This is a genomic window from Maribacter arenosus (genome assembly GCF_014610845.1).
Classification (GTDB): domain Bacteria; phylum Bacteroidota; class Bacteroidia; order Flavobacteriales; family Flavobacteriaceae; genus Maribacter_A; species Maribacter_A arenosus.
On the sequence record NZ_JABTCG010000004.1, the window covers coordinates 402,352 to 421,823 of the forward strand.

A 19,472-nucleotide genomic window follows, 5' to 3' on the forward strand; every position below is an offset into this window, starting at 1 on the left:
TAAACCATCAATCAACTACTCCTTAGTAATGATCAAAGTGGCAATAGAACCCTCGGAAAGTAGCCATTTATTGGAATAAATCAATTCCCCTTTATCATCATACACATTCACCTGTGCCGTGTTTGGACTGGAAGAACCTTCATTAAGAGCCTCAAAATCTAAACGGTTAAAGCCTTTTTCCAAATCCACATTAACCCCTTTAAAGCTCCCTGTAAGCATCACATTATAGTCGATAATCCTACCATTCAAGGAAATTTTTACCCGATCACCGTCTACATATTCATGATCACGACAGACGATGCCCACAAATTTGCCATTGCTTTTAATATCGCCCAGGTACTGGTCACCGAAGCGTTCTGGGGAACCTCCCTGTTTTTCAGACCTTCCTACTTTAGGATCCAACTTTAAATCATGACCGGCTTGGAGCAATCCGTTATTAAGGTTCATATTTACCGGTATACTGGTAAGGGAATCCCTGAGATTTGCATTCGGTTTTAGGTCGATTACCGATGGGATATTCAAAGCAGCTCCTTGCGAAGTATTGTTGTTTTCATCGGGATTGGCAATTGTTCCAATTTCAAGAGGGGTAGTATTGGGCAAGTCGGTCTGCGCAGCCGCAATAAAGGACAGCATAAACAAAAAAGCAAAAAACAATGCAGGTCTTGGGTACATACTTAAACCATAAAATTTCGCAATAAAGATAGCAATTACCCTGCCATAGGGACTTAAAGACCTGTTAATTTCGCTGAACTTTCGATATTGATCTGGTCCGCTGGCATGAGGTCCTCACTTATCCTTGGATTATGGCTTGCCAGAATATATGATCAATGAATTCTACATTTACGCAGTTAGGTCTAATGGGAGGAGGGTGGATAAAAAGGCTTGCTTGCACAACAGACTCTGTGGATGTCATTTGGCGTTTCCTAGACTATACGTTTATTGATAAACCTCTTAAGAAGACAATTTAAAAGTTGTTTAGCTCACTTTTTAAATAAAAATTCCCTGTAAATTTCCCAGAACTTCCCGTTATGTTTTAAAAGGAACAGGCTCTTGGTTAAAAAAGAGGCTTCGAATTCCCTTTTTTCAAATTCGACCCAGGCTTCACGAAAAGCCTCAACACTTAAATCACCTGAAGCAATAGTCATATGGGGGTGGAAATTTTGGGATATGATAGTTTCTTTAAACGCCATTTTTTCGGTCAAAACTTTTTGAAGTTGGGTATGAATGGAAATTATTGGTTTATGGTCAATAATTTTTACAAAAATGACCTTGGGCAAAAAACAGTCAAACCCCGATAAATTGACCATAAACATCTTTTGATGTGCCGTAAACTCTTTCAAGGTATTAATTAAGTAAGGCTCGTCTTTCTTACTTCTTTTAAATGGCATTTGCAGGGTAATATGCGCTGGTGACCTTAAGGCATGGGTTGCATTAAACCGCTCTTTTATTTCTTCTTTAAAAGCTTTTATTTGCTCTCTAAGTTCTTGGTGCGGGATGAGTGCAATAAAATAAAGATTTACTTGATGATTTGAATCATGGTTCCTCATAGGAATGAACTAAAGTAAAGATCGTTTATTTGAACTTTTTAGTCCTGATTATTGTCACGATGGACTACCGCTTTTCATAGGTTCTGTTATAATGGGTCGTTTTGGTCTGAAAAGGTCGAAAATTAGCCAGTGTAAATTTTTTGGCGAATATGCATGTTTGGTTATCCTACCACTATAAGGAGTATGGTGATTACTATATTTAAGTTCCCCCCGAACCTTTTATGCACTTCTAAACTACTAATCAATAATAATAATTATAGTACTCCGTCCTTGGTATTATTACTTTATATTCCGATTGAAGAAAAGAAACTAGATCAACCAGTTCCTGAACAGTCATAATTTCATTGTAATTCTTCATCTTTGAAAGCCCTTCTTCAGTCGAAGTTTCTTGTTTGTAACGCTGTGCGATTTTGTGAGAAGGATTGATAATTGAAGTGACTAGATCTCCGTAGGTTTTCTGAGTAGATATTTCACCGCCGAGATATATTTTTAGAGAATCACTTCCTCCTTGCCACTCGATATCTGAAATACTATGACATTCATTGCAGGATAACCTCTTATAGGTCGATTTTCCTTCTTCAATATCCCCTGCTGGCAATGCAAATCCTCGTCCTTCCTCATTACAACTACTTAAAAGTAAGCCCCCACATAAGAATAAGATGAACACCAATAAATTTTTCGGCAGTTTGCACAAAGTTCCATATTCATGTATACGAGACATAATTAGTTTTTTAATTAAATATTTGATGCTATAAAACAATTTATAAAAACAAAACTAGAGGTTAAGAAAAACAAAGGAAATGATTTGAATCATTCTTGACATTGATTTTTGTCAAGAGGGTGCATAACGTATTGAAAAGTAATATTTTAAGGGAGAGATGACCCAAAAATAACCTGTATGATTATTGATTAGATTATATGCCAACGATTAGGGTTATTTAATCAAAGCCGAATAAATATGATGTTTTTGGAGAATTCAGTTGTAATATTATCAATTGCAAACGGTAAAGTTTTGATTGAATAACGAATCGTCCATTTGAACTTTTTCCTATATCGACAACGTGTCCAATTCATTATCAAAAGCAATATGTAGTTCAGCACTAGTTTGTGACTTTTATTTGTTGAAGAAATGTTGCATAATTCCCATTGTTCGGATGCATTTGCACAAGTTGTTCCCCAATTTCCCTGGCCTTTTGTTTTTCACCATATTTTGAATACAAAAAGGCCAAGGTATACAAAAGATCTTCATTGGTAGGTGATATGCTAAGTCCTTTCAACAATGTGTTTTTGGCTTTTACCCGTTCGTTGGCATTGTCATACAGCAAGCTTAGATTGTAATACGCCCGTATATTTTCTGGCATATGTTCAATGGCTTTTTCCAGCTGGGCAATAGCCTCTTTGCTTCTTCCTTCCTCTGCTAATAATAATGCCAAAGAGTAGTATGTTGGGCCGTACCCGGGCTCTTGTTCTATGATGGTCTTAAAGGCGTCCTCCGCCTTGTCCAAGGCACCAGTTCTGTAATATAGATTGGCCAAGCTAGTCCTGATGATGTTGTTCATATCATCTATTTCCAGCCCTTTTTCATAATTTCCTATGGCCTTTTCAAGGTCACCCTTTTTAAGGTAGTAACTTGCCTTTCTGGCCAATCCTCCAGCAAAATCAGATGTTGCATTCAAATAGGCAAAAAATTCTTTTTCTACCTTATCGTACACTTCCTTATACTGGGTTGGGATTTTACCTTCATCCATTCCTCCCAAAGCGTAAAAGGCTTTTACCCTAACCGATCGTTTGTCATCCTTTAAAAGGGGAAGCAAGTATGTTGAATAATCCGAAGTATTGATATTACCTAAGACATCTAGTGTAGCAGCTTTGACCAAAGGAGAGGAATCATCTAAAAAGGGCATTAATTTGGCTATGTCATTGGCATCGATGTAATATTGAAGTCCACCTACGGCTGACGCTCGGGCAATTTCGGGGTGAATAGTATCCCTGATCAATTTCAACAACGATTCCTTTCCATTAGGGTCACCATTAAGGCCAGGAGCCAAGAGTTCTGAAAAGTGCTGGTTGTCAGGTACCCCGTGGTTTTCCTTAAAGGCTTGCCATACCCATTCGTCACTCTTGTCCTTATGGCATTCGGAGCAGGCATTTGGGGTACCATATTTTAAGCTTAGATCTGGCCTTGGAATTCGAAAGCTATGGTCCCTTCTAAAATCATTGCCCATATAATAGCGACCGGTCATATGGCAATTTATACATTGGCCCGCTTCTGAACCAACTTCATGAAAATGGTGTTTTGGAGTATCATATACTTCGGGAATATGACATTGGGCACACAAGGTATTGCCTTGAAATTTTAGTTCTAATGAATGCGGATTATGGCAGTTAGAACAAGTAACATTGTTCTGATACATTTTACTTTGTACAAATGAGCCATACACATAATCTTCATCCAAGATCTGCCCGTCAATGAAATAGAGCCTATCGGTAATCAATTGTGGAAAATAATGGTCTAGCATCGTACCTTCAAAATTGAAAAGTTCGGAAATCTGTTCCCGTCGCATATGACATCTAGCACATTGATCGACCAATTCTTTTGGTTCGGTATTCAAGGTCATTTGCATGGTTCCGGATGCTTTGTAAGCTGTACCCAACCGGGTGGCTTCATCAACATGTTGTTTGCCAGGGCCGTGACAAGCTTCACAACTCACATTGATCAGTGCGTATTTCGTGTCATACCCCCTAGTTTCTGGATCATAGTTTTTCCTGACATTTGTGGAGTGGCAATCAGAGCACATCGTATTCCAATTCAACCCACCTCTAGACCAATGCAACCATTCTGAATGTACTACCTTGAAATCGGGGTATAGATCAAACCATTTGTTTTTCTCGGTATCCCAAGCCGTTCTTAGGCATTGGTACCTTCCATCGGGAAATTTAACGATGTATTGCTGTAAAGGCGTAATTCCGAAGGTATAAATAATCTTATAATCATGGTTTTTCCCATCCGGACCTTCCGTATTGACAAAGAACTCCTCCTCTTTGGTATAGAATATTGATGTTACGCCCTGGCTTATGAATTTTTCCCCTTTGAACCCTGCCAATATGGTTTTTCTGTTGGCCAATTGCATAGCCTTGTCGTGATGGGAACCTTCCCAGTTCTTATACTCGGTCTCATGGCATTTTTTACAGGCTTGATCACCTAAAAAATTTGCATCTGGAATTTGATCGGTCGATGTGAATATTTCATTAAGATTTACCGAAGGTATATCTACATATTCGGATTTTTTATCCTCTTTACAGGAAATATGAAGTATCAATAAAACTAAAATGGGTAGGAAACGAAAAAAAACCTTCATAAGTGTTGGTACTTGGATAGCGAGGGAAACTCATGGTAAAAGATTTGATTTACCCTTTTGATTTCAATTTCAAAACAAACCAAAATATACCTATATTTTTTCAAGTTCCAAAGATACTTAATAATAGCCCGAAAAGTAATCAAGCCACAGGATTATTCTCTTAGAACCTGTAGGTAAAAGATAGGACATAAGTGTTTTTTCCGGTGGAAAACCTAACATCCATATGCTCCTTAAAATAAGGTTTGGTGAAAATATAAGTGCTACCTATCCCAATTGCTGCTCCCGCCAGAACATCCCAACCATCGTGGTATCCATCCGGAGCTTCAGTCCTACTAATTGCCACCAAAGTTGCCAAGATATAGGCTGGAGTTCCATACTTCCAGCCATATCTACGTTGAATAAAAGAAGCCCCAGAAAATGCAGATGAGGTATGACCAGAAGGGAATGAATCAAAATGGTTCCTCCCTTCAGGCCTTTGTTTATCGGTCAAATATTTTAATGAATAGGTTATGGCTAATGTAGTACCATAGGAGAATGCTAATTTTTTAGTGCCCTGATAATCCTTATGAATCAATGTCATAATTCCAGCGGATACCGGAAGCGCAATCTGAAGTACATCCCCTGTGTCCTCCAATACATATTCCCAACGTTCATGCTTTGAATTAGGGCCATCGATATCTTGGCTATATCCAATAACTAAAATAAGGGAAAAGCAAGTAAAAAAGAATATCGGGATATTGCGCATCCAAAGCGGTTTTATTGCCTTTGATTCAGCTAGTTACCAATAAAACGTTGAAAAATTTAAAAATAGTACCCTACCAAGATAATTAAAATCAATCTAAAATAGGTGCTAGCCGTTATTCCAATATTGCGGATGGGTATCCTTGGTCATTTGGTTCCAATAATCCTGGGTCACCTTTCGACCATCAAAAGTCTTTAGCCTACGTTGAAAAACCCATATCGTGGGGTTGAAAACCATATCTGTAACGGCAACAGTATATAATTGAGGCTCCTCTTCCGAAGGTCTTTTTTCCTCTTGTACGATGACTTCGAAACCATTGTGCTCCAATAACTTTTTTAAAAAATCCTTGCGATTTTCGTCAACTTTCTTTTCAACAAAAGTTACCCGGGTATCTTCGATACTACCAAATGAATGTTTTCCTTCGAGTGCCATGACTTCTAATTAAAAATTCCACTAAGGTTATAAATATAATCGTATAGCGGACTATACAGTCCAAGAACCAATATGCCAATTACGGTAATCAACAAACCAAGGCGCATATACACTTTGTTCTTGAAAAAGGGAATTGGATTATCGCTCTTTCTCAGGAACATGGCGCGTACCACGATTAAGTAGTAGTATAGGGATATTGTTACGTTTACTACAGCTAGGAATACCAATAAATAATACCCCTCACTGGCCGCTGCGGTAAATAGAAAGAACTTGCCAAAGAACCCTGCCACAGGGGGTATGCCCGCTAAGGAGAACAAGGCCAACATCATGACTAAACTCAGGTTGGGATTAGTGCGGTACAAACCTTCGTAATCTTTGATGTTCTCCTTGCCCGTTTGTAATGAAATGGCTTGAACCACACCAAACGCTGCTAGATTCGAGAAAATATAGATCAATACAAAGTAAACAATGGTGGCCGTTCCTAATTGGTTGCCTGCAATTAAGCCCAACAAAATAAAACCGGCTTGTGCAATTGATGAAAAAGCCAAAAATCGTTTCATGTTCTGTTGTCTCAATGCAAATAAATTACCAATGAACATGGTCAGGACAGCAATAACGTAAATCATATTTTCCCAAACATGCATCAAAGGTTTCATAACGGTAAATAATAAAATCATCAGTATAAAGACTGCTGCCCCTTTTGAAATGACCGATAAATAGGATGCTATACTAATGGGTGCCCCTTCATATACATCGGCCGTCCAAAAATGGAACGGAACCAATGAAATTTTAAAGGCCAATCCGGCAAAGAACAATATCATTCCTAGGATAGTCAAATCTGTAGAAGTGATCATTTCGATAATATCATTGAAATAAATAGATCCTGAAGTGGCATATAGCATCGAGATACCGAATAATGAAACCCCTGATGCCAAGGCCGAGGATAGAATTAATTTGATACCCGCCTCACTAGATTTTCTATTGGTCGTCTCATAAGCGGCCAAGGCGGCAACTGGAAGGGTCGATAATTCCAATCCCAAATAGAACATCAAAAAATCACCTGATGAAATCATAAAATACATTCCCAACAAGGAAGAAAACAGGAGTATAAAAAATTCCGTACCCTTATTTTGGACCATAACTTTTTCTTGCAACCAATCAGCAGATTGTAATAAAAGGATAAACACACCAATATTTAAAACGTTCTTAAAGAAATGAATCATTCCATTTGTTCTGAACATACCGCCAAATAGGCTAGTCTCCACCGTAGGTAAAAACCCTGTAATTGTGTGGATTCCGAATAAAAAGATGGCCATGTGTACGATACTGTGCTTTTTGTTCTCTGGAATAAAAATCTCACCGATCAGCACTAATAAGGTTATTGCTAAAAGCAGTATTTCGTGACGCATCGATAAAAAGCTACTTAATTCCATATTCCTTATTTTATAAAACCCCTTGTATAAAAGGATGTAAACTTTCCAATATCATATCGCTTAACCAAAGTGGGGCAACACCCATCCCTACAATGGGAATCAACAATAACATTATGCCTAATTTTTCATACCATGTTACTTTTTCAAGGGTTAAGAAGGCATTGTTTTTTACGGGTCCCATGAGCATTATACCCACCACGCGCAGTATATAAACAGCTGTAACCACGATGGCTGAAACAGAAATAATCGTTGCTACCCTGTAGAACATGTCTTCATGTTCGAAGGCACCTACGAAAATGTTCATTTCCGCGACGAACCCGCTAAAACCTGGAAGGCCTAATGAGGCCAAACCGGCTATTACATATATGGCCGAGATAAATGGAATTACTTTAAGTAGCCCTCCTAATTCGGTAACATCCCTTGTATGGGTTCTTTCATAGATCATCCCGATCAAGGCAAAGAAAAGTGCCGTCATAAATCCGTGGGAAAGCGATTGTAAAATGGCCCCGTTCCAGGATGTTTTATTGAGCATTAAAAGCGCGAATAAAACCATACCCAAATGACTTACCGAGGAATATGCGTTTATGTACTTTAAATCGGTTTGTTTAATAGCGGCAAAGGCCCCGTAAATTACCCCAATAGTTGCCAATATTATAAAGAACCATGACCAATGCATTGCGCCTTCGGGCAATAAGAACATGGCCACACGGAATACCCCATAGCCTCCTAATTTCATCAATACCCCGGCATGGAGCATTGAAACTGCAGTTGGAGCGGAAGCGTGACCATCGGGAGACCAAGTATGGAAAGGAAACAAAGCCCCTATGACCGCAAACCCAATAAATGTTAAGGGGAAAAATAGTTTTTGGGCCTCAATGGGAATGCTCACTTTGGAAATCTCCAAGATATTGAAGGTCAAAGCACCGCCATCGGCATTTGAATTGAAATAGATGCCTAAAATACCCACCAAAAGTACCGCTGACGCACCCATCAACATCAAAGTCAATTTCATCGCGGAATATTCCTTTGGTCCTGTTCCCCAAATGCCAATTAATAAATACATGGGAATTACAGCGATCTCAAAGAAAACGAACATAGTAAACAGATCGAGGGAAATAAAGAATCCATAAACCCCGATGGAAAGTACGATTAGAGAAACAAAAAACTCCTTAGGTAGATCATTCATCTTCCAAGAAATGAATACGCCTGCCAATACGACTATTGCCGTCAATAATAGGAGTGCTACAGAAATGCCGTCTACACCAATATTGTAGTGAATATTGAATTCTTTGAACCATACCACATCTTTGGTAAAGACCATTATGTCACTATTCACTGCACGCTCCTTAAAATAAGCGAAAACAAGATTAATGGCCATACCAAATTGTACAAGACTGCCAATCAACGAAACGATACGCGCCTGTTTCAACCCTTTGGTGAAAACCAAGGCAAGTATGGTTAATATGGGTACAATGATAAAAAGAGTTAGTATATCCATCTTAATCGTTTAGTTCGTCCACATATAAATAAAAACCAATACTAGTACCACGACCCCGGCTATAAATGCGAATGCGTAATCCTGTACTTTACCAGATTGCAAACTTTTTATCTTTTCTGAGGTCCAAACTGTTTTATTGCCAATCCCCACCATTGTGCCATCAACATATTTCTTATCGAATTTTGCTATAGGTGCCGATACCCGGTTGAATAAAATTTTCTTGGTTATAAATAGATAAATCTCATCGAAATAGAATTTATCACTGGTCCATTTGTAAAACGGACCGAAAAAGTTGACCATTTTATCTGCGAGATTATTTTCATTTTTGTAGAAAGCCCAAGCAAGACCAATTCCTAATAAACCAACACCAACCGCTACTGCCGCTAGTGGATAGTTCAAATGGGCTTCGAAACCTGCTTTGTCAGCTGTGACAAATTTGCTGAAGGGAATGAATCCACCAACAATACTTAATAATGCCAAAACCATTAAAGGAAAAGTCATTGAAATTGGGGATTCATGTGGTTTATGTTCATACTTGGTTTCCTTGCCCCAGAATATTCCAAAGTAAATCCTGAACATATAGAAAGCGGTAAGACCAGCGACGAACACTCCTACAAAATAGATGAGTTTGTTATGCTCAAAAGCGGCAACCAAGATTTCATCCTTACTAAAAAATCCTGCGAAGGGAGGAACTCCTGCAATCGCCAGGGCAGCAATTAAAAAGGTAATATTGGTGATAGGCATGTACTTTCTTAAGCCGCCCATATCTTTCAGGTAATTACTATGTACCGCATGTATAACCGAACCGGCACATAGGAATAACAAGGCCTTGAACATGGCATGGGCAAATAAATGGAACATCGAAGCCATATAACCCAGACCCTCATGGCCGTCATAACCAGAAACACCCAAGGCAAGCATCATATACCCCAATTGGGACATGGTAGAAAAAGCCAACACCCGTTTAATATCAGTTTGGGTAACGGCTATTATAGCCGCAAATAAGGCCGAGAATGCACCAACATAGGCAACAATATTCAGGGCAAATCCGTTTTCTACAAAGTAGTACATGGGGAACAATCGGGCAACCAAAAATACACCGGCGACCACCATGGTAGCGGCATGGATCAAGGCAGAAACGGGGGTGGGCCCTTCCATGGCATCTGGTAACCAAATATGCAAAGGGAACATCGCCGATTTACCAGCTCCACCAATAAATATGAGTATCAATGCCCATGTCAATACAGATAATCCCATAAATGAAGTCGATGCCCAGTTAAGAATAGCATTTCCTTCGGGATTGTTCAACATCTCAAAATCATAAGTTCCTGTATAATAGCCAACAATTAGTATTCCTATTAAAAACCCCAAGTCAGCAAACCGCGTCACAATAAATGCTTTTTTGGCCGCGGAAACGGCTGATGGTTTTGTGTAGTAGTAACCGATCAATAAATAGGAGGATACACCCACCAATTCCCAGAAAATATAGATTTGGAAGAGGTTCGTTGCTAAAACCAGACCGTACATTGAAAAGGAAAACAAGGAGAGAAAGGCAAAAAATTTAGTATAACCGTCATCCCCTTTCATGTAGCCTCTGCTGTAGATGTGCACCATTAAGGAAACTATGGAAACCACGATGAGCATCATCACCGAAATGGGATCAACCAGGACGCCCATGTCAATGGCTAACGTCTCCGTGAAATTCATCCAAACCGTTTTTTCCACAAAAGTTTGATATACCCCATTTGCTTTGCCATAAACAAAGAAATACTGATAAGCGGTATAAAAAGACAATAGGGTTGAGGTCAATAATCCTAATACTCCCACATAACCAGATACCGCAGGTTTTATTCTCTGATTGAATATTCCCAATAGTAGAAAAACCACTAAAGGAATCAAAGGAATTAGAATGATATAACTAAAGTTCATATTTTAAGAATTTAGTATTTCATAGTTTCTACATCCTTGACCTCAACAGAACTTATCTGTCTGTAAAGACCGATAATGATTGAAACTGCCAATGCCGTTTCAGCTGCTGCCACGGCAATAATGAAAAGCGAAAACAATACGCCTTGCAACATATCTGGATATAGATATTTGTTGATGATAACGAAATTGATAACCGAGGCATTCAAAATCAATTCAACCGAAATCAAAATTGATATCAAATTTTTTCGGGTGATAAATCCATATACACCTATGAAAAACAAAATGGATGTTATCGTAAGGATTTCGTAAATGCTGATTCCTGGAATCATAAGGCTTTATCATTTTTACCGGTTAATTTGGCTCCTTTGGCAATAATGATGGCACCTATCATTGCCGCCAGCAGAAGAACACTGATTACTTCAAAAGGCAGAATGAACCCTCCTGCCTCATAACTCAATAGTTTGGAGCCTATATCAGCTGTTGTAGTTGTTCTTGAATTTTCCACAACATTGAATTCATGGGAATAAATGGTCGTCAAGAATATGCCTAATCCTACCATACAGGCAACTGCAGTGAGTATCTGTCTGGATAGTTTGGCTATTTCCAATTGCATCTCTATATGGTGGACCAACAACACCGAAAAAATGATCAAAACAATAATGCCGCCTGCATAGACGGTCAATTGAATGGCCGCTAAAAAATTATAGTCAATCAGGAAGTAGATTCCAGCAACCCCACAGAGTACAAATAACAGATAAATCACCGAGCGTAACATTTTACGACTGGTTACCGAAGCGATTGCAAAAACAACCATAATCAGTGCAATACTGTAAAAAATTATTCTTTCCATGCTTTTAATCTTCTACTCCTGGCATCAGTTTGGAACCGGGTTTGTTTAAAACTCTAGTTAATGCGGTACGATCATAAACCGAATTTTCGAAATTTTGTCCCCATTCAATAGCATCCGTAGGGCAGACATCAATACAAAGTCCACACATGGTGCACATACTGAGATGATAAACGAATTTGTCTATCTTTTTTTTCTTTTTCCCAGTCTCCTCATCAATACCCCTATCCCATATGATTTCTATGGTGCCGTTTGGACACGCAATTTCACATTTTTGACAACCTGTACAACGGTGCCTGTTTTCTTCATCATGGGGCATGATGACCTCTCCTCGAAAACGGTCGAACATTTTCAATGTGGCCCTATTATCAGGGTATTGCTGTGTAATAGCCCCTTTTCTTGAAGTAAGAAAGTATTTTCCTGTAACACTCATTCCTGTTAGGAGTGTTTTTATGCCTTTGTATATGTCTGAAAAATAACTCATAGGCTTAAAATTGGATTGTTAGGTTTAGCCAAACAATCAAGGCCATTATTACAATATTCATAAGGTTAAGCGGGAGCAGGTATTTCCATTCCAACGTCAATAGTTGATCCACACGCAATCTGGGGAACGTCCACCTGAACCACATCATTAAGAATACGAGCACCATTGCTTTGGCTAAAAACCAGAATACACCTAAAATTGGGATTGACTCGGTGATGCCAAAAGGTGATAACCACGCTCCAAAAAATACTGTGGTTGCTATGGCCGCAATGATGAACATATTTATAAATTCGGCCAAAAAGAAATAGGCGAACTTCATTCCTGAGTATTCGGTATGGAAACCAGCACCCAATTCCGATTCGGCTTCCGCCATATCAAATGGCGCCCTGTTTGTTTCGGCCGTACCAGCAATCATATAGATCATAAAGGCGATAATCGCTGGGATATGTCCTTGTACGATCAACCATCCACTTTTCTGAACTTCAACAATTTCGGAAAGTTGAAGTGAGCCAGTAATCAAAATCATTGTGAGCAAGGATAACCCGATAGATAGCTCATAACTGATGGTCTGAACACCACTACGCATCGCACCTATCAATGCAAATTTGTTATTACTACTCCATCCGCCTAAAAGAATACCTATGACTCCAATTGAAGAAATAGCGATAAGGAAAAGTATTCCAATGTTAATGTCAAAAGCCTGAAAATCTTGGGTGAATGGAATAACAGCTAAGGCCATCAGTGCAGTGATGATTACAAAATAAGGCGCTAAATTATATAGGAACTTATCGGCTTTTTCTGTTCCTGTAAGTTCTTTTGAAAGTAATTTCAAAGCATCGGCCATGGTTTGTAATAATCCTTGAAATCCAACTCTATTGGGGCCTATACGCAACTGGAACCAAGCAGCAACCCTTCTTTCTATTAAAACCAAAAACAATCCAGCTACGGCAAAGATGGCGAGATAGACGATTGCAATCAAGACCATTTCAATAAAATAGGCCATATTTTCGGACATTGAACTGTAAAGCCAATCGTGGATACTTCTTGTTATACTTAATGCTCTTATCATTGTATTATCTGTCAATGTCAGGGATTACAAGATCCAATGTTGCCATGGTGGCTACCAAATCCCCTATTTTACCCCCTACTGCGATATGATTTAGTAACGATAAATTTGAAAATCCAGGGGAGCGGAATTTTAAACGATACGGACTTTTTACACCATCACTGATTATATAAACCCCTAATTCACCCCTTGCTGTTTCCACTCTTTGGTAAAATTCTCCCTTGGGTAATTTTATAACTGCATTGGTGGCCACACGGTATTCACCTTCGGGAATGTTATCTATGAGTTGTTCTATGATTGATAATGATTCCCACATTTCCTGAATCCGTACCAAATAACGTGCATAGGTATCCCCCTCGGTTTTGAGCGCTTCTTGGAACTTCACTTTGTCCAAGGCACTATACGGATGGTGTTTCCGTACGTCACAAGAATAGCCTGAAGCTCGGCCAACAGGTCCGGAGGCTCCAAAAGAAATCGCATCTTCCTTTGTCAATATACCAATCCCTTTTGTCCTTTTTTGAAAAATGACATTATGGGTCAATAACTTATCGTATTCGGGGAGTTTGGTTTTAAAGTGAGCTATGAAATCTTTTGTACGTTTAACAAAATTCGGATGGATATCGAACATTAAACCTCCAGGAACGTTATAGTTCATCGTTAAACGGGCACCACAGGTTTCCTCAAAAATATCGTTTATCAATTCCCGATCCCTAAATCCATAAAAATAGGTGGTCAACGCACCGACGTCCATTCCCATTACCCCCCACCATAAACAGTGGGAAGAAATCCTCGTTAGTTCTCCAATGATAGTTCTAATCACTTTTACGCGGTCTGGGACTTCCAATTCGAGGGCATTTTCAACGGTTAGACAGACTGCCTCGTTATTAATGTTCGAAGAGAGATAATCCATACGATCGGTAAGGTGAACGATTTGCTGATAAGTATCGCGTTCACACATTTTTTCAATAGAACGATGAATGTAACCCAGATCAGGCTCTACTTTCTTTATGATTTCACCATCTATGGTCAACAAAAGACGTAGAACCCCATGGGTCGCAGGATGCTGAGGCCCCATATTAATGAAATATTCCTCAGATCTAAAGTTGGTTTCTATGGTGGTTGTATCCATGGTCATTTATTTGATAACCATATTTATTTCATCTACATAATCCTTTCTTAAAGGGAATCCTTCCCATTCCTCGGTAAGAAAAAGCCGTTTTAGATTCGGGTGATTATTGAATTTTATCCCAAAAAAATCAAATACCTCCCGTTCATGGAATTCAGCCGTGGCCCATATATCGTAAACAGAATCGAATGTCGGATTCTCCCTATCGGCGGTTTTGACTTTTACAACCACGGTATGTCTGAAGGTGGTTGATTCCAAATGATATACTACTCCTAATTCAGTGCCCCAATCCACCCCTGACAGACAGAAAAGATAATCGAAATATGTTTCTTTATTCTTTTTTAACTCGGACATTAAGGTATGAAGCTGTTCGGGTTGAACAAAAATGTTCAGGAATTGGGAACCTTCTTCACTAAATTCCAAAAGACTTGGGTTAATTATCGTTTCAGCCGTTGGTTTTTTGTCCGAACCTTCTTCAATGACATCCTCTACGATTACATCTGGAATCGATTTTGCCTCTGGATTTGGAAACCAGCTACCGATTAATTCCTGTAATTTTTGGTTGGTCATATCAGTTGGTTTAGAGTCCTTCATCGAACCCATCAATAGGGTTCTTTTTTTGCTTTAAACTCTCAGTTCTTATTTTATCTTGTAGCATTAACATGCCTTCCAATAAGGCTTCTGGTCGAGGAGGACACCCTGGGACATAAACATCCACAGGAATAACATGGTCTGCCCCTTTTACTACTGAATACGTATTATAAAAAAATGGTCCTCCTGAAATGGCGCATGCCCCCATCGCAATCACATATCTAGGCTCTGCCATTTGATCGTACAAACGACGTAGAACCGGTGCCATTTTATTGACAATGGTGCCGGCAATAATTATTAAATCGGCCTGTCTTGGAGAGGGCCGTGCAACTTCGAAACCAAATCTGGAATAATCATGCCTTGCTGCCCCGGTCTGCATCATTTCTATAGCACAACAACTCGTTCCAAAATATAAGGACCAAAGTGAATTGGAACGTCCCCAATTGATGATCTTATCCAAAGAGGTCACGATAACATTGGCACCGTTCCCTGCCGGAATAACTTTTCCAGGAAAATCATCTGGTATTTCAGGTTTGTCTATTCCCATTTTAAAGCTCCTTTCTTCCATGCATACATTAACCCCAATCCTAAAATCACTAGAAAGATGAGAACCTCGATAAAGGCTATGGCCCCAAAATCCTTAAAAACCACTGCCCACGGTATAAGAAAGGCCACTTCAACATCAAATATCAAAAATAGAATGGCAAATAAATAGTAGCCGACCTTGAATTGCACCCATGTGGGCCCAATGGTCGTCATTCCACTTTCATAGGGTTCCCTTTTTTGCGGGTTGTCGGATTTATGGGAAATTAAATTGGACAAAAAGTTAGCTCCCGCCACCAAAACAATTCCAGCAATTAAAAATACAATAATAGCTTCAGAACCCATATTTTTATTTCTATCTGCTTAAATATTAAAATACATTATAAATATCCCCTGAAAAAAACAAATCATCGGTTTTCTTGAAATTCGAATCTGCTTTTACCTGGGCCGTAAGAGCGTCCTCCCTTTCTTCCAAGGTAACGTCATCAAAACTTCTGATAATACCGGTGACCATTGGAAATTCCAAACGTACCAACATTTGATGTAAGGTCGGGTCTTCTTCCTTGGCATTGTGTACCAATATATCTTCTTCGGTAATTCCGTTTTCGCCCAAGGTGACAACTTCCAATTTCAATCCGTTAAGCACCAAACCTTTGTTACGTTCCTTGCCGAATATCATAGGTTTACCATCTTCAACGAAAAGCATTCGGTCTTCACGAACGGCTTTGTCAGTATACTTGTCATAGGCCCCATCATTAAAGATAGGGCAATTTTGCAAGACTTCGATGAGCGAGGTGCCTTTGAACTTTTCGGCATCGATGAAGATCTGTGTCATTTCCTTTGGGGTATTCCCTGATATTCTTCCGAAAAATCGAGCTTTTGCCCCTATAGCCAACTCACCTGCCGAGAAGGGGGGTTGTGTATTTCCATAGGGAGAAGACTTCGTCTTTTGACCCACCAAGGAAGTAGGGGAAAATTGGCCTTTTGTAAGACCATATATTTCATTATTGAACAGTACAATGTTCAGGTTGATATTTCTACGCAGCACATGAATAAAATGATTGCCGCCAATGGCCATGGAGTCCCCATCACCCGTAATGACCCAAACGCTTAAGTTGGGATTGGCCAGTTTTACACCAGACGCTATGGCCGGAGCCCTGCCATGAATACTGTGCATACCGTAGGTATCCATATAATACGGAAATCTAGAGGAACACCCTATCCCTGAAATAAATACTACATCTTCTTTTTTGACACCCATTTCGGGAAGTGCCTTTTGCATCGATCGAAGAATTACATAGTCGTCACATCCTGGACACCATCTGACTTCTTGATCACTTGCAAAATCCTTGTATGTATACTCTTTTACTGCTGCTTCCATATTTATTTCACTAAAGATTTAAACTTTTCTACCAATTCATTGTTCGCGAAAGGCAGTCCTTGAATTTTATTGAATTGTAGAAAATCGTATCCGTCATAATTGATTTTCAATACCTTGACGAATTGACCGCTGTTCAATTCACAGACAATGATTTTCTTGAACTTTTTAAGTACTTCTTCGGTATTTTTCGGTAAGGGGTTAATGTAATTAAAATGTGCGAATCCGATAGTATCATATCCTTCATCATTTAATTCCTTAACCGCGGAATGCAAACTACCATAGGTGCCGCCCCATCCAATAACCAATAAATCACCTTCCGAGGTAAATTCAGGTATAATTTCCGGGATATAGTTTTGTACCCTTTTTACTTTTTCGGCCCTTATTTTCGTCATGTATTCGTGATTTTCGGGTACGTACGACACATTGCCCGAAATTCGGTCTTTTTCCAATCCCCCGACCCTATGCTCCAAGCCCGGGGAGCCGGGAATAGCCCAATTTCTTGCTAAACTATCCTTATCGCGATCATATGGATGCCAATCTGCTTTCGCCTCTTTGACAATTGTATTCTTTATTTCGGGCATGCTGGCTACGGATTTTATTTTCCATGGTGCCGATCCATTGGCGATATACCCATCGGTCAACAAGAGTACGGGTGTCATATGCTCCAAAGTCAATTTTGCCGCTATATAGGCATACTCGAAACAATTGGCAGGGGTGCTGGCGGCGATGACTATGATCGGGCTTTCGCCATTTCTACCGTACATGGCCTGCAAAAGATCTGATTGTTCTGTTTTTGTAGGTAATCCAGTAGAAGGTCCACCACGTTGTACATCTACTATGACCAATGGCAATTCGATCATCATGGCCAATCCGAGGGCTTCACCTTTTAAGGCCAACCCAGGACCTGATGTTGTGGTTATGGCCAAATCACCGGCAAATGCAGCTCCGATAGCAGAGCTTATGCCTGCAATTTCATCTTCGGCCTGCAATGTTTTAACCCCAAAGTGTTTATGTTTCACCAATTCATGTAATATATCGGAGGCAGGTGTAATGGGGTATGACCCCAAGAACAATTCCAATCCTGATTTCTCTGCAGCGGCCAAAAAGCCCCAAGCCGTGGCTTGGTTCCCCATCAGGATTCTATAAGTGCCCGGTGCCATTTTAGCCGGTGCAATGGTATAGGCATTAGGAATCAACTCCAAAGTTTCTGCAAAATAGAAGCCAGCGTTCAATACTTTGGTGTTGGCCTCGATAATTTCAGGTTTGTTCTTGAATTTTTTGTTGAAAAAGTCGACGGTATACTCTGTCGAACGATCATACATCCAGTAGACCATACCCAAGGCGAACATATTCTTGCTTCGGGTTATGCTTTTATTGTCTAACCCTTCAACATCCTTTAAGGTCTCTTTGGTCAAAGAACTCATGGCCACCTCAATGACCCTATAGTTTTCCAGACTCCCATCTTCTAAAGGATTAGTTTCGTAAAGGGCTTTTTCCAAATTCTTTTTGGTAAAGGAATCCGTGTCGACAATTACAGTGTGGCCTGGCTTTAGGGCATGTAGATTGGTTTTTAAACCAGCGGGGTTCATGGCCACCAATAGATCGACATTGTCACCCGGTGTGCTGATTTCAACACTACCTATATGTACTTGGAATCCTGAAACACCATATAAACTTCCTTGGGGTGCCCTAATTTCCGCTGGATAATTTGGAAATGTGGCAACATCATTGCCAAACATAGCTGAAGTATCAGAGAACTGGGTACCTGTCAATTGCATGCCGTCTCCAGAATCACCGACAAAACGGATGACTACGGCTTCTAAAACTTCTTGCTTTTTCTTCTCTGTGGCTGCAATCATATGGATTGATTTTATTTTTATATGAATTATACTAATTATTTTGGTAAATTTAGGCGCTAAAATAAATCTACCTTAGGTTTCGAAATATGACATTTATCATTTAAAGGTAATGTACATTACATTAATTTCGTTCTCTAAATAAAATTAAGCAAAATGGCTATAATAATAACAGATGAATGCATAAATTGTGATGCTTGTGTTTCTGAATGTCCCAACAATGCGATTTATGAACCAGACCAAGAATGGTCCTATTCCGATGAAACCGCTTTAAGCGGTATGGTAACAACACTTGACGGTAGGGAAGTTGACGCTGATGCGGAAAATGACCCTGTTTCAGATGAATTCTATTTTATTGTTACAGACAAGTGTACCGAGTGTAAAGGATTCCATGATGAACCACAATGCGCTGCAGTATGTCCTGTTGACTGTTGTGTTCCTGATGAGAACCATGTAGAGTCCGAAGAGACCTTACTAGCTAAAAAAGCTTGGTTACACGGGGAATAATACAAAGCGTTCTACCATAATCATTTAAAAACGGGGTATTTTCAATCATTGTAGATACCCCTCTCTTTCTTTTTACAAGAATTCAGATCTTTTTCCTTTTTCCTCATCTATGAAGGGGTATTTTTATACCT

The 19,472-nt window shown here is 39.5% G+C and carries 20 protein-coding genes; 1 reads left to right on the forward strand and 19 read right to left on the reverse strand.

Features of this window, described 5'->3' with window-relative positions:
• Positions 1-15 precede the first annotated feature (15 nt).
• From HPE63_RS12755 to HPE63_RS12840, 19 genes are all read right to left on the reverse strand, one after another.
• Positions 16-672, reverse strand: coding sequence for a hypothetical protein (locus HPE63_RS12755; protein ID WP_223198145.1), 657 nt, complete (start codon positions 670-672; stop codon positions 16-18).
• Positions 673-980: 308 nt separating this feature from the next.
• On the reverse strand, positions 981-1,547 hold the full coding sequence (locus tag HPE63_RS12760; protein WP_188314653.1) for a 2'-5' RNA ligase family protein: 567 nt from the start codon (positions 1,545-1,547) through the stop codon (positions 981-983).
• A 241-nt stretch (positions 1,548-1,788) separates the two neighbouring features.
• On the reverse strand, positions 1,789-2,268 hold the full coding sequence (locus tag HPE63_RS12765) for a c-type cytochrome (protein WP_188314654.1): 480 nt from the start codon (positions 2,266-2,268) through the stop codon (positions 1,789-1,791).
• A 379-nt stretch (positions 2,269-2,647) separates the two neighbouring features.
• Positions 2,648-4,906, reverse strand: coding sequence for a tetratricopeptide repeat protein (locus HPE63_RS12770; RefSeq protein ID WP_188314655.1), 2,259 nt, complete (start codon positions 4,904-4,906; stop codon positions 2,648-2,650).
• 160 nt (positions 4,907-5,066) lie between these two features.
• A complete protein-coding gene (locus HPE63_RS12775; protein WP_223198146.1) occupies positions 5,067-5,651 on the reverse strand; it encodes a phosphatase PAP2 family protein in 585 nt (194 codons plus the stop codon).
• A gap of 105 nt (positions 5,652-5,756) precedes the next feature.
• Positions 5,757-6,080 carry a hypothetical protein gene (locus HPE63_RS12780; protein WP_188314656.1) on the reverse strand — a complete coding sequence of 108 codons (324 nt, stop codon included), beginning with the start codon at positions 6,078-6,080 and terminating at the stop codon, positions 5,757-5,759.
• Positions 6,081-6,085: 5 nt separating this feature from the next.
• Positions 6,086-7,513: an NADH-quinone oxidoreductase subunit N gene (locus HPE63_RS12785; RefSeq protein WP_188314657.1), complete on the reverse strand. Its 1,428-nt coding sequence runs from the start codon at positions 7,511-7,513 to the stop codon at positions 6,086-6,088.
• A gap of 10 nt (positions 7,514-7,523) precedes the next feature.
• A complete protein-coding gene (locus tag HPE63_RS12790) occupies positions 7,524-9,011 on the reverse strand; it encodes a complex I subunit 4 family protein (RefSeq protein WP_188314658.1) in 1,488 nt (495 codons plus the stop codon).
• 9 nt (positions 9,012-9,020) lie between these two features.
• Positions 9,021-10,940 (reverse strand): NADH-quinone oxidoreductase subunit L, encoded by a 1,920-nt coding sequence (gene nuoL / locus HPE63_RS12795; protein ID WP_188314659.1) that lies wholly within the window; start codon positions 10,938-10,940, stop codon positions 9,021-9,023.
• A gap of 11 nt (positions 10,941-10,951) precedes the next feature.
• The gene (gene nuoK, locus HPE63_RS12800; protein ID WP_188314660.1) at positions 10,952-11,269 is read right to left on the reverse strand and encodes an NADH-quinone oxidoreductase subunit NuoK; all 318 of its coding nucleotides are present in this window, start codon (positions 11,267-11,269) and stop codon (positions 10,952-10,954) included.
• Entirely contained in the window at positions 11,266-11,790 is a 525-nt protein-coding gene (locus tag HPE63_RS12805) for an NADH-quinone oxidoreductase subunit J family protein (RefSeq protein WP_188314661.1), read from the reverse strand. The genes nuoK and HPE63_RS12805 overlap by 4 nt, the downstream gene beginning before the upstream one ends.
• 4 nt (positions 11,791-11,794) lie before the next feature.
• Positions 11,795-12,271, reverse strand: a complete 477-nt coding sequence (locus HPE63_RS12810) for a 4Fe-4S binding protein (RefSeq protein ID WP_188314662.1) — start codon at positions 12,269-12,271, stop codon at positions 11,795-11,797.
• A gap of 4 nt (positions 12,272-12,275) precedes the next feature.
• Positions 12,276-13,340 carry an NADH-quinone oxidoreductase subunit NuoH gene (gene nuoH, locus HPE63_RS12815; protein ID WP_188314663.1) on the reverse strand — a complete coding sequence of 355 codons (1,065 nt, stop codon included), beginning with the start codon at positions 13,338-13,340 and terminating at the stop codon, positions 12,276-12,278.
• A gap of 4 nt (positions 13,341-13,344) precedes the next feature.
• On the reverse strand, positions 13,345-14,466 hold the full coding sequence (locus HPE63_RS12820; protein ID WP_223198147.1) for an NADH-quinone oxidoreductase subunit D: 1,122 nt from the start codon (positions 14,464-14,466) through the stop codon (positions 13,345-13,347).
• Positions 14,467-14,472: 6 nt separating this feature from the next.
• Positions 14,473-15,033 carry an NADH-quinone oxidoreductase subunit C gene (locus tag HPE63_RS18520; protein WP_223198148.1) on the reverse strand — a complete coding sequence of 187 codons (561 nt, stop codon included), beginning with the start codon at positions 15,031-15,033 and terminating at the stop codon, positions 14,473-14,475.
• Positions 15,034-15,043: 10 nt separating this feature from the next.
• Complete coding sequence (locus HPE63_RS12825) at positions 15,044-15,601, reverse strand: NADH-quinone oxidoreductase subunit B (protein ID WP_188314664.1); 558 nt, start codon at positions 15,599-15,601, stop codon at positions 15,044-15,046.
• Positions 15,592-15,942: an NADH-quinone oxidoreductase subunit A gene (locus tag HPE63_RS12830; protein WP_188314665.1), complete on the reverse strand. Its 351-nt coding sequence runs from the start codon at positions 15,940-15,942 to the stop codon at positions 15,592-15,594. The genes HPE63_RS12825 and HPE63_RS12830 overlap by 10 nt, the downstream gene beginning before the upstream one ends.
• A gap of 25 nt (positions 15,943-15,967) precedes the next feature.
• The gene (locus HPE63_RS12835) at positions 15,968-16,978 is read right to left on the reverse strand and encodes a 2-oxoacid:ferredoxin oxidoreductase subunit beta (protein WP_188314666.1); all 1,011 of its coding nucleotides are present in this window, start codon (positions 16,976-16,978) and stop codon (positions 15,968-15,970) included.
• 2 nt (positions 16,979-16,980) lie between these two features.
• Positions 16,981-18,837, reverse strand: coding sequence for a 2-oxoacid:acceptor oxidoreductase subunit alpha (locus HPE63_RS12840; protein ID WP_188314667.1), 1,857 nt, complete (start codon positions 18,835-18,837; stop codon positions 16,981-16,983).
• A 153-nt stretch (positions 18,838-18,990) separates the two neighbouring features.
• On the opposite strand from HPE63_RS12840, the gene HPE63_RS12845 reads away from it, so the two are divergent.
• A complete protein-coding gene (locus tag HPE63_RS12845) occupies positions 18,991-19,341 on the forward strand; it encodes a 4Fe-4S binding protein (protein WP_188314668.1) in 351 nt (116 codons plus the stop codon).
• Positions 19,342-19,472 lie beyond the last annotated feature (131 nt).